Source organism: Nitrospiria bacterium (assembly GCA_035498035.1).
GTDB lineage: Bacteria > Nitrospirota > Nitrospiria > JACQBZ01 > JACQBZ01 > JACQBZ01.
Genome location: DATKAN010000055.1, coordinates 1 through 11,820 on the forward strand (window position 1 = coordinate 1; position 11,820 = coordinate 11,820).

Annotated in this window: 9 protein-coding genes; all 9 read right to left on the bottom strand. The window is 62.0% G+C overall.

What is annotated here, in order from left to right:
* Positions 1-748, bottom strand: a 748-nt coding sequence (locus VMN77_10590; protein ID HTN44229.1) for a YCF48-related protein, incomplete at its 3' end; no start/stop codon positions are given.
* Complete coding sequence (locus VMN77_10595) at positions 745-1,728, bottom strand: DPP IV N-terminal domain-containing protein (protein ID HTN44230.1); 984 nt, start codon at positions 1,726-1,728, stop codon at positions 745-747. The genes VMN77_10595 and VMN77_10590, both read right to left, overlap by 4 nt.
* Positions 1,729-1,760: 32 nt before the next feature.
* Positions 1,761-2,804, bottom strand: coding sequence for an LpqB family beta-propeller domain-containing protein (locus VMN77_10600; GenBank protein HTN44231.1), 1,044 nt, complete (start codon positions 2,802-2,804; stop codon positions 1,761-1,763).
* A gap of 84 nt (positions 2,805-2,888) precedes the next feature.
* Positions 2,889-4,979, bottom strand: a complete 2,091-nt coding sequence (locus tag VMN77_10605) for a beta-propeller fold lactonase family protein (protein ID HTN44232.1) — start codon at positions 4,977-4,979, stop codon at positions 2,889-2,891.
* Positions 4,958-5,995: a DPP IV N-terminal domain-containing protein gene (locus tag VMN77_10610; GenBank protein HTN44233.1), complete on the bottom strand. Its 1,038-nt coding sequence runs from the start codon at positions 5,993-5,995 to the stop codon at positions 4,958-4,960. The genes VMN77_10605 and VMN77_10610 overlap by 22 nt, the downstream gene beginning before the upstream one ends.
* Positions 5,996-6,025: 30 nt before the next feature.
* A complete protein-coding gene (locus VMN77_10615) occupies positions 6,026-6,934 on the bottom strand; it encodes an SUMF1/EgtB/PvdO family nonheme iron enzyme (GenBank protein ID HTN44234.1) in 909 nt (302 codons plus the stop codon).
* Positions 6,934-7,755, bottom strand: a complete 822-nt coding sequence (locus tag VMN77_10620; GenBank protein HTN44235.1) for an SUMF1/EgtB/PvdO family nonheme iron enzyme — start codon at positions 7,753-7,755, stop codon at positions 6,934-6,936. The genes VMN77_10615 and VMN77_10620 overlap by 1 nt, the downstream gene beginning before the upstream one ends.
* Before the next feature lie 8 nt (positions 7,756-7,763).
* A complete protein-coding gene (locus VMN77_10625; protein HTN44236.1) occupies positions 7,764-8,576 on the bottom strand; it encodes a formylglycine-generating enzyme family protein in 813 nt (270 codons plus the stop codon).
* Positions 8,577-8,592: 16 nt separating this feature from the next.
* Positions 8,593-11,793: a cytochrome c3 family protein gene (locus tag VMN77_10630; GenBank protein HTN44237.1), complete on the bottom strand. Its 3,201-nt coding sequence runs from the start codon at positions 11,791-11,793 to the stop codon at positions 8,593-8,595.
* Positions 11,794-11,820: the final 27 nt, after the last annotated feature.

Sequence of the window (11,820 nt, forward strand, 5' to 3'; positions counted from 1 at the left end):
CGGTCTGGCGCTGCCACGCCCGGCCTCCGTCCGCGGTGGAGACAACGACCCCGTCCTTGCCGACCGCCCAGCCCTGCCGCTCGTTGAGAAAGAAGACCTCGTAGAGCCAGTAGCCTTCGGGCAGCACTTGATTCTCCCAGGTCTCCCCGCCGTCCCGGGTGTGGAGGATCAGCCCGTCCCGCCCGACGATCCAGCCCCGCTTGGCGTTCACAAAGGACACGCTGTAAAGATAGCTTTGCGTGCCGCTCGCCTGGGGGCGCCAATGCTCCCCCCCGTCCTCGGTATGGAGGATCGTCCCGTCCCGCCCGACGATCCAGCCCCGTTTGGAATCCACAAAACGGAGGCTGAACAGATGGGCCGACGTCCCGGCGTGCTGCGGCCGCCAGCGCATTCCCCCGTCGAGCGTTTTCAGGATGGTCCCGTTGTCCCCGATCACCCATCCCTGCAAGGAATCAAGAAACTGCACGCCGCCCAGTCCGTTCGGGGTACCGCTCGTCTGGGCCGTCCAGTTTTCCCCCCCGTCCTCCGTGTGGAGGATCAAACCCGCCTTGCCGACGATCCAGCCCCGCTGAGGGTCGAGAAAAAAGACGCGGTCCAGATCCTCCTGGGGCCAGAGGGCCGGCGGCGCCGTTTCACGCCACAGGCCGCAGGCCGAAAGAAGCATCCCGGAGCAGATCAGGCTGACAAAGAACGCGACAAACCGGACACCGCCGGTCGGGCCGGCGGGAGCCGCGACGTTTTTTCTCATTTCGTCTGCTGAGCCACCTGCATCACGGCGATCTCTCCGCGCCCCGCCTCGTTCACGCGGGTAAAGGCCAGATCCCGGCCGTCCGGGCTCCAGGAAAGATAGAGAAAGCTCAGTCCGTCGAAAACCTGTTTGTCCACATTGTATTTCATTTCGCGCGTTCCCAGGACATTCCGGCCGAGGCGCCGCTCGTTGTTCCCGTCGCGGTCCATGACCCAGACGTCCCGATGCCCGTTCCGCTCCGAGACAAAGGCGATCCGGGTTCCGTCCGGGCTCCAGGCCGGGAGAAAGTCCCGCCGGGTCTCCGTCTTCTGGGTCAGCTGTTTGATGGTCCGGTCCCGGGTATCGATCAACCAGATGTCGCTCCTCCCCCGCATCGACGAGACGGCGGCCACCGATCGCGCGTCCGGGCTCCAGGCGGAGACCCAATCGCCGCAGCGGATGTTCGGCATCCCCTGGACATTCCCGCCGTCCGCATCCATGACCCAGACGAGCACATCCATGGAGCGGGATGAAACGAAGGCGATGCGCTTCCCGTCCGGACTCCAGACCGGCGCGATATCCAGTCCGTTGTACACGGTCAGTTGACGGTGGTCCGTCCCGTCGAGATTCATGCTCCAGATGTCCCAATTGCCGCCGCGATCGGACGCATAGGCCAGTCGGGCGCCGTCGGGACTCCAGGAGGGAAAACGCTCGTTGCTCGGCTCGTGCGTGATCTGTTTCAGCCCCGTTCCGTCCCGACGGATCGTCCAGATATCCCAATTTCCGGCCAGGTCGCTTTCGAACGCCAGCGATTTCCCGTCCGGCGACCAGACCGGATGGACCGCGTTGGCGGGCAAGGCCCGGATGGGCAGCACCGTGACATCGTTCATCGCGCAGCCCGCGACGAAAAGCTGAAAGGCCAGCAACGGCAGGACGGTCGAAAATATTTTTCTCATTTTAACCTTTAAACTTTCCGGCCCTTCAACCCCAAGATCCTTCATCGCATCCTCCTCGCCGCCCCCTCGGTTCCCTTCTACGGTTGCCACCGGGGCGCGCCGACCCCGTCGCGGTTGAAGGTCAAGCGCTTCGGATGGCCGCCGTCGGGATCCATCACGTAAACCTCCTCCGCGCCGTCCCGGTTGGAGATGAAGGCGATCTGCTTGCCGTCCGGCGACCAGACCGGCTGGGCATCCACGGCCGGATTTCGCGAAAGGTTCTTCACACCGGAACCGTCCCGGTTCATCACGTAAATTTCGTTGTTGCCGTCCCGCGTGGTTGTGAAGACGATCTGCCGCCCGTCCGGCGACCAGACCTGCATCCCCATCTGTTCGTCGGATTTGGTCCGCGTGAGGTTCCTCGGCTTCGTACCGTCCGCATTCATCACGTAGATCTCCCAGTTTCCGTCCCGGTTCATATCGCGGTCCGTTCCCCAGGCGATCGAGGCCCCGTCCGGAGACCAGGAATGGAACCCCCGCCCGTCCTCGGAGGGATTCTGGGTCAGATTGATCGGATGCCCTCCGTCGGCGTCCATGAGATAGATTTCGTAGTTCTCGTCCCGTCTCGACACGAAGGCGATCTTGGTGCCGTCCGGCGACCAGTCGGGGCTGTAGTCCCGCGCCTCGCTCCGCGTCAGCCGTCGGACCCGGCCCCCGTCCGCCGTCATGGAATAGATTTCCTGATTGCCGTCCCGATCCGAGACGAAGGCCACCTGGCCTCCGTCGGGAGACCAGGCCGGGTTGTAATCCTGACCGGCGTTGCGCGTCAGGTCGGCCTGATGCGAACCGTCGGCATCCATTTTGTAGATCTCCTTGTTTCCGTCCCGCTCCGAAACAAAAACGATCTCTTTCCCGTCCGGGGACCACGCGGGGGCGCGGTTGTCGGCCCGCCCGTGCGTCAGCCGTGTTGCGCCCGTGCCGTCCGCGTTCATGGTGTAGATTTCCCAATGGCCGTTCTCATTCGACTCGTAAACGATTTTTTTCTGCCCGGCCATCGCCTCGGGGACAACGGGTAGAAAGGTTAAGAAGGCTGAAAGGATTAAGAACGATCCGACCCTTGAACCCTCTTTGCACTTTTTCAAATTTAAACCTTGGAGCCTTCGAATCCTGAAATTTTTCGACCTTTGCACCGTTGAACCCTTTTGCATGTTAACCTCTCTTCATCCTCACGGTTGCCAGCGGGGGTAATCCTCCCTCGTCTTCGTAAACGTCAATTGCACTTGATCCCGCCCGTCGGCGTCCATGACGTAGATTTCGTCATGGCCGGTCCGGTTCGAGACAAAGGCCATTTTTTCGCCGTCCGGGGACCAAAGGGGGACGTCATCCATCCCCGGGTTTCTCGACAGGTTCAACGAACCGGTCCCGTCCGCATTGACGATGTAAACCTCTTCGTTGCCGTCCCGCGTCGAGATGAACGCGATCCGCCGGCTGTCCGGCGACCAGACGAACATGCCGACTCCTTCCTCCGCCGGACTGCGGGTCACGTTAACCGGTTTGGACCCGTCGGCATTCATGACATAGATTTCCCAATTCCCGTCCCGGTTCGTGACCCAGGCGATTTTGGAGCCGTCCGGCGACCACGAATGGCTCCCGCGGCCGTCCTCGGCCGGGTTCTTCGTCAAGTCCACTTGATCCGACCCGTCGGAGTTCATCAGGTAGATTTCATTGTTATGGTCGCGATTCGACACAAACGCGACTTTTCGGCTGTCGGAGGACCAGTTGGGATTCCAGTTGTCGCCGGCCGCGGTCAGACGGGTCTGGCGCCCTCCCTCCGGATCCATCCGGTAGATCTCGCGGCTCCCGTCTCGCTTGGAGACGTAGGTGATCCATTGACCGTTCGGCGACCAGGAGGGACTGAAGTCATCCTCCGCGCTTCGGGTGAGATTGCGCTGTCCCGATCCGTCGGCATTCATCACGTATACTTCCTTGTTTCCGTCCCGGTCCGAAACGAATAGAATTTTTCGGCCGTCGGGGGACCAGAAGGGGGCCCGATTCTCGGCCGTGGTGTGGGTCAGACGGATTTGATGCGTCCCGTCGGCCTCCATCAGATAGATCTCCCAGTTCCCGGAGCGCCGGGATTCGAAGGCAATCTTGTGGTCGCGGTCGGACCGGGTCGGACCGACGGGCGGGGCCTGGGCCGTCGGCCCGGCCAGGGCCACGGTCCTTATTACTTTATAGTCGGAGGAATCCACGATCGAAACGTCCGAGGACCCTTGATTGACGACATAGACCGTCCGGCCGTCGGGTGAAACGGTGATGTCCCACGGGTCTTTCCCCACCGTGACTTTCCTGACCACCCTTTCGCTCGCCGTATCGAGGACCGAGATCTCACGCGCGTCGCGGTGCGCGATGTAAAGGGAGCGGCCGTCCGGCGAGAGGGCCAATCCGCCGGGGTAGCTCCCGACCTTCACCCTATTCCGGATTTGGTTCGTTCCCGTATCCACGATCGCGATTTCCCCGCTGTTCTCGATCGCCGCATAAGCCGCCCGGCCGTCCGGCGCCATCACGATGTCCCTCGGCCCGCTGAAGATCTCCTCGCCGTCCGGAAGGACGACGGTTCGGGCCGCAGCCGAGCCCGGATCCTCCACGTTCAAGCGGGCCTTGACCTCTCCGGTCGCGGTGTCCACCGCGCGGATCGAATAGAGGTCGGTTACGTAAAGGGATTTTCCGTCCGGGGTAATCGCAACGCCCTGGGGCCCGATCCCCATCGGGATCCGTTTTTTGACGGTCCGGCTGGCCATGTCCACGACGGAGAGGCTGTCGCCGGACTCGTTGGCCACAAAGATCGTTTTGCCGTCGGGCGAGACGGCCATCCCGCCCGGGTCCATATAATGCCCCTGCTCATCCTTCAACGAAATTTTGGCCCGGATGACGTTCGATTGGGTATCCACCACCGCGATCGCATCCGCCTCGCCCAGCGCGACGTAAAAATTACGGCCGTTCGATGTGATGAATCCGCCGCAGGGGGGAGAGTCCACCGGCACCCTGCGGACCTGCGTCGGATCGTTCCGGTCGATGACATAGAATTGCCGGAGTCCTTTTAACGTCACGTAGAGTTGGGTCGGCCCGTAGATGACCCGACTTGCCGTGTGCTTCGCCCAAACCGAGGCGGGATGCCAGAGAAAGGACAAGGCCAGGAACACGAAGATCGCCCGGGGCGTGTTGCGAGGGCGAGCCGGAAGGTTCGCAGCCCCGCTTTTTGCGCCCGCGCCGATCCTTCCGCGTCGTCTCACGATCATCGGGCCCACGATACCCATTTCTCCTCCGCATGGCTGTGCGTCAACCGGGTCGGGTGAGATCCGTCCCGGTCCAGAATCTCAACTTCCGAAAACCGATCGCGGCCCGAGGTATACACGATCCGTCCTCCGTCCGGCGACCAGGCCGGCCAGAAATGCTCCTCAGCATCGTTCGTCAACCGGGTGAGTTCCGAGCCGTCCGACCGCATACGGTAAATCTGCTCCCCGCCGCCCCGGTCGGATACAAACAGAAGAAAGCGTCCATCGGGCGACCAGACCGCTCCGTCATCCGCGGCCGGGTTGTCGGTCAGGTTGCGCAGCCGGGTTCCGTCCGAGGCCATCACATAGACCTCGAGGTTCGAATCCCTTTCGGACACGAACGCAATCTGCGTCCCATCCGGCGACCAGAGATGGGTGTCCAGGCCGTCGTTCGCCGGGCTGTAGGTCAACCGGGTCGGATGGGACCCGTCGGACTCCATGACATAGACCTCGGGGTTTCCGTCCCGGGTCGAGACAAACAGGATCTTCGTTCCATCCGGAGACCAGACCGGGATGGCATCCATCGCCGTTCCGTGGGTCAAGCGCCGCTCCCGCGTCGATACGGGCGGGATCTCCGTCCCGACGTCCACCGCGTAGATTTCTTCGTTCCCGTCTCTTACCGACGTAAACGCGATCCGCGTCCCGTCCGGCGACCAGTCCGGATCCTCCTCGTCGGCGGGCGTGGCGGTCAGCCGGGTCTGACCCGTGCCGTCGGCCTTCATGACATAAACTTCCTTATTCCCGTCACGGGTCGAAACGAACGCGATCCGCGTCCCGTCCGGCGACCAGACCGGCCAGATATCGTCCCCGCGGCTTCGCGTCAGCCGGCTTTCCTCCCCGGTCGCCAGATCCATTCGGTAAACCTCCCAGTTCCCGTCCCGGTTGGAGCTATAAACAAGCCGTCCGCCCTGAACCCCGCGCTTCGCATCGGACGGCATGACCGCGCAGCCCGCCAGGATCACCGCGGAAATAACGATCGGCCATGCCGCACGGCTCACCGCTTCAGCTCACAACGATCCGGCTTCCTCTTAATCCTTGGCGCATCGGACACCGTAGGTATAATCCGAATGCCAACCGTCTTTTTCCCGGGGCCCGACCGTCGGAAGAATCGCCAAACGCGCCGCGGTCCTCGAAAATGCGGCCTCGGTCAAATAGGAGCCTCCCCGGATGATCTTAAAACTTCCGGGATCCTTGACCATCCTCGACGGATTGCCGGGATAAGAGCGATAGGCCGTGGACGTCCATTCCCTCACGTTGCCGGCCATGTCATACACCCCGTAGGGGCTGACATCCTCCGGGTGGCCGCCGACCGGGGCCTTCCATCCCGGCACCCGGTAATGCCCCTGACCCGCGGGCGCCTTCCAGGCCGCGCTGCTCTCCAGGGTGTTGGCCCATCCGGGCTCGAAGCGATCGCCCCAGGGCCAGAGGCGGCCGTCGGTCCCCCGCGCGGCCTTTTCCCACTCGGTCTCGGTCGGGAGGCGCCGCCCCGCCCACCGGCAGTAGCCCGCCGCATCAAACCAGTCCACGTCCGATACGGGGTATTGGTCATACCCCTCCGGGAAATGATCCGCCCGGCCCGCCTCCTTCCAATAGCCCGGATATTTCTTCGAGCCCGTCGCGTTTAAAAATTGGAGGTACTGGGCCTCCGTGACCTCATAACGGTCGATGTAAAACCCCCGGACGTAGACCTTCTGCTGCGGAAGTTCATCCACCCCGATCTCGAACCCGATTCTTCCATCCCGCTCCGTGCTGCCCATGAGAAACCACCCGGCCGGCACGTAGACCATGGGGGTCTCCGGATTCGGGCGAGGAACCGCGGGCGGCAGGGATGCACAGCCGAACGGAAGCGCCAGGATGAACAAGGAGAATAGACCGGCGGCGAATCCGCTTCGACGGCTTCCATGAAATCCCGGTCGGTCTTCAGATCGCCTTGCCATCACTTCGGTGGTTCACCCGTACGTTCGTCCGCGTCCTTTGCGCAGCGGAAGCCGAAATCCGGCTGGGCCAATTCGGCCAGGCGGAAATGCCGATGGGCCGGTCGCGCGAAAGGATTGGCCGGCATGCCCCACGATCCCCCCCTCAGGACGCGAAATTTTTTGTCCGGGGCCATGGTCTTCGGAGCTCCCCGGTAGGATTGGAGAATGGAGGAGGTCCATTCCATCGCGTTTCCGGCCATGTCGTACACGCCGTACGGGCTGGCCCCCCCGGGAAAGCTCCCGGCGGGCGTCGTCCAGTTGCGCTTCGAGTCTTCCGTATTGAGCCGTTGGAGGTCCAGGCGGTTTCCCCAGGGCCAGATCCGCCCGTCCGTTCCCCGCGCGGCCTTCTCCCATTCCTCCTCGCTCGGAAGCCGTTTGCCCGCCCAGCGACAATACGCCTCGGCGTCATAAAAATTCACGTCGATCACGGGATGATGGTCCTCCGGAGCGGGATATCCGAATTCTTTATAGTCCTTCCAGATCGAGGGCGTCTCGCGTCCGGTGGCGGCCACGAATTTCCGGTATGGACCGATCGTCACTTCATACCGGTCGATCCAGAACGCCGGCACGGAGACGGTGTGCTTCGGAATGGAATCCACGCCCACCTCGAACCCGATCTTCCCGTCGTTGGCGTCGCTGCCCATCATGAACTCGCCCGCGGGGATCCGCACCATGTCCGCCGGCCCAGCGACGTTTGCGGCCGAAAGGTTGAACGGTTGAAAGGTCAGCAAGGTTAATAAGGGAAATACCTTCCCCACCTTCAAACCTTTCAACTTTTCCACCTTGAAACTCATTTCAAATCTTTGGCGCACCGGAAACCGATCGACCGATGCCGCATTCCGGGTTCGCGGGCCATGGTGCGGCTGGCCGACCGGGCATAGGGTTCGCCCGGCAAGGTGTAGGCGCCGCCCTTGACTACCTTGTTTTTCCCGAAGGCGCTTCGAACGAGCCTGCTCCCCGGATAGGCCTGATACCAATCCGCGGTCCATTCGGCCACATTTCCGGCCATGTCGTAGACCCCGTAGGGGCTCACGCCCTTCGGAAAACTCCCGACGGGCAAGGTCCCCCCGGATTTATACTCCTGGACATTGGCCTTGCGGGGATCGAAGATGTTTCCCCAGGGCCAGATCCGCCCGTCCGTTCCCCGCGCGGCCTTTTCCCATTCCTCCTCGGTCGGAAGCCTTTTGCCCGCCCACCGGCAATACGCCTCGGCGTCGTCCCATGATACATAAATAATCGGGTGGTTTTCAAACTCTTTCGGAACCCCGCCCTCCCGGGCCCACGGATAAATTTCAGGGAACCGGGGGTCGCCGGGGGGCTTTCTTCCCGTTGCCTCAATGAACCGGCCGTACTGCTTCGCCGTCACCTCGTACCGGTCGATATAATACGCCCTCAGATCGACGGTGTGCTGCGGCAACTCGTCCACCCCCACGGTAAAACCGACCCGCCCGTCTTTCGGCGAGCTGCCCATTAAAAACTTCCCGGCCGGGATCAGGACCATGTTCTCCGGTATCCCCGCCCAGGTCGTTAAAGGGTTGAAAGGCGTCAGGGCCAGAACGCTTAGAACGGTGGCCAACCCTTTTAACCTTTTTCGACTTTTCACCTTCGCACCGGCAAGCTCACCCGCTCGTCCCCGGATTCCGGCCTCCGGCGCACCACCGTGCGTTCGGTGTGCCCGTGCTGGTGGCCTGGTAGGCGCAGGAGTCCATCACCTCGTTGTGGCAGCGCAAGTAACACCGGAACGCGGAGCCGTCGTAGAACCACATCGGCTTATGGTTCGTGGTCCCTTCGACCAGGGGGCCGAAATTGATCAGGTGCGTCCCCCGGACGCCGTCCGGCATGCCGTCCACGCCGTCGTCCGCCAGCCCCCCGCCGTGACCGTCGCCGTAAATGGTGTTGAGCGCTTCGATGTTCGAGTGGACGTTGTAGTGGCATTCATGGCACATCGCGCCGCTCCACCGGAGATGGTACATATGAAGGTTTCCGTTCCACCACGAGTCCACCCCGGCGGAAGAAGGCGCCAGGCCGAAGAACCGTGTAAGGCTGCGGTCCTTATCCCCCAGGGTCGTCTGCCCGTAATAGGTCGTCGTCACGGCCGGATCGAAGGCCGCGCGATCATGACACTGAAAACAGAGCAGGAACTTTTGAAAATGGCTGGGGTTCGATCCGGCCCCTCCGCCCGCAATGCCGTGAGTGACCCCGCTCCCGCTGTACCCGTCCCCGCTGGCGCAACCCGGGGGATCTTGCTGCTCGAAGCAGCGGCCGGGCGCGAGGATGTTGGTATCGTAATTGGCCCGCAGGAGGCGCCGATGGATAGAGCCGTGCGGTCCGATGGGTTGGCTCGGCCGGCCCGTAATATAATCCACACGAAAATTGAGACCGGGCCAAACATCCGTTGGTCGGAGGTTGGACTCGGTCAACGGACCCAGGAAACCTCGATCGGAATTGCTTGAGAAACCCGTAACCGGAGTAATGCTTAATAAATTGTTATAGGCATCGTATTTATTGTTGTTATGACAATCCGTGCATTGAATGGTTAAGTTGGACAGCGCGCTGGTCGCTGCGCCGGCGGAAGGAAGCGTATCGGCCGGCGTCTGACAATTGCTTATTCCAAATGCGGCGGCCAGTTGCTTGCACAGCTGGGGGGAGCCGTTGCGGCCCGGAACCACGACGGGATGGTAGGCCGGGTTCGGCTGCTGTGTGTGCGAAAAGACGGCCGTTCCGAACCGGGCCAGGTCCACGCTGATCATCGGGGGGGTATCCAGATCATGGGACAGCGGGTTGAACTCGCGCCATTTGTTGCTGAAGCCCATATAGCTGAATTGATCGCCCGTCGGACCGTTGGTCGGATCCGTCCGGGGCGAGAAGGGAATGGATACATAGCTGGCATAATTCTGCGGCACATTTAAGGCGATGACATCGTCGGGATTCCGGTATTGTCTGGCTGAAATCGGCCCGAAGAGATTCGTATAGCTGTTGCCGTGGCAGCGGAAACAGACCTCGTACACGTAGGGATCCCGGTCCGCGCTGCTCTTGGTGGCCAGCAACGGGTGTTTCGCATTGATGGTGATGTCGGTTCCGCAGATGACGAACCCCGGCTCGCAACGACCCACCACGATGGGACGGGTCCCCGTGACGTCGATTCCGATCCCCTTCATTCCCTTGAGCCGTCCCCCCTCCCCGTTCGCGTTGGGCAAACCGGGCGGGGCGACATTCGGCGCGCCGTTGTAGGACAGGGCGAGTAAATTCGGGCTGTTCACCTGATGCGGGTTGTGGCAGTCCACGCATTCGATATGCGCCTCGTCCGGCGTGTTGCTCCCGGGCGGCTCCTCATTGAGGACGGGGACCATCGCCAGCCCTTCGCTCTTCAGCTGCACCCCCTCCTGGGAACGGGAGATGAAGACCGGGTCGTGGCCGCGGACCAAGGTCGGGAGTTGAAGACACATGGCGCTCCCCGTGCCGCTGCCCCCCGCGCAGGTCGAGTTGTCCTTGTTGAATTCGGAAAAGATGTCGGGGGCGTTTCGTGCGGTCGCGTTGGGTAAAAACCTAGGGTTGGTACTGGAGGTCTTATCTCCGGCCGGCAATAAATTCGCGATGTAATCATCGTTCACGCTTTTCTCGTTGGGCGCATGGCAAAGGAAGCAGGTGTTTTCGACCGCGTCGCTTCCACCGAAGGTCGTGACCCCTTCCTTATGGATCCTCTTCGCGCCCTGGGCCGTGTGCGGATCATGACAGTTGCGGCAGGCGTAGGCCCCCACCGTATGGATCCCGTCGAAATCGTAGTTCTCGGGGTCGGGGGTGGCGGTGTCATCGGCGAGCGGATAGGCCGCGTGGATCGCCGTGCTCACGGAATGCGTGCTGGGACTCCAACCCGGCTTGCTGTGGCAATAAAGACAGATGATCTGCCCCGTCGCCGGCGTCGGTCCGCCACCCCCGATACAGGGCGTCGGACTGCAGGGCAGAAACCCCGACTCGCTCGCGTCCTGGAAGCGCGAGGCCCGAAGGAATTTGGGATAGGTCACGGCATGGGGATTGTGGCAGGAGGTGCATTGAACGTTTTCAAAGGTCATCGGCGTTACCGTGCTTCCGTATCGCTTCACGCCGGTCTTGTACCCGCCGGCCGGGGCCAGCGGGGTCGCATCGTTGATCCCCGCCGGCGGCGGTCCGGGATCCACCAGCTCGGTGTCCGTCACCGTGGCCAGCGCGGAGTCGAATCGAAAGGAGATCGGATGATCGTTCTGAAGGTTACGGCCCAGGTTTCGCGTGTCGCCGGTGAACCCCCCGGATCCCAGGGGCATTTGACCGCCCGGCTGCACGCCGGTCATGCCGATGGTCGTGCTCAAATAGCCGCCCGATTCGGGCTTGTTAACCACGGTTCCGATCGCGATCGTGCCGTCGTGGCAGGACAGGCAGAGCCGGGAATACCCCGTGGGTTTGTTCGGATCGTTCAACGTCCCTTCAAACGAAAAGCTCCAGGTATTATCGTAGAGGGTATAGGACTGCGTGTTCTGATAGTCGATGTTGCGATTCCAGATCGGCGCTTTTATTCCGGAGGCCGTGGCACTGGAACCATGGGGGGTGTGGCAGAAGACGCAGATCTCGGACGTTTCGGTGGATTTGACGGTACCAAGCCCGGAGCTGGAAAGGTTGTGTTTCGTGATCTTGATGTCCTCTTCGATGGGAACGGTCCCCGGCGGTATGGGCTGGGCAAATACGGCATCCGCCGGGCCGAAGCCGTGCAGAAGGATCATAAAAATAATCAAGGCCCATGCCCCATGTTTATTAACGGCAAGACTCACTGCGGTACAATTTGGACCCATCTTGTTCCCTTTCTCTCCTTCCGCCCC

What these genes read in the sequence shown, in the direction of transcription:
- VMN77_10595 (HTN44230.1), bottom strand. Translation starts at nt 1,728, where the DNA reads ATGAAGGATCTTGGGGTTGAAGGGCCGGAAAGTTTAAAGGTTAAAATG.
- VMN77_10605 (HTN44232.1), bottom strand. Translation starts at nt 4,979, where the DNA reads ATGGGTATCGTGGGCCCGATGATCGTGAGACGACGCGGAAGGATCGGC.
- VMN77_10615 (HTN44234.1), bottom strand. Translation starts at nt 6,934, where the DNA reads ATGGCAAGGCGATCTGAAGACCGACCGGGATTTCATGGAAGCCGTCGA.
- VMN77_10630 (HTN44237.1), bottom strand. Translation starts at nt 11,793, where the DNA reads ATGGGTCCAAATTGTACCGCAGTGAGTCTTGCCGTTAATAAACATGGG.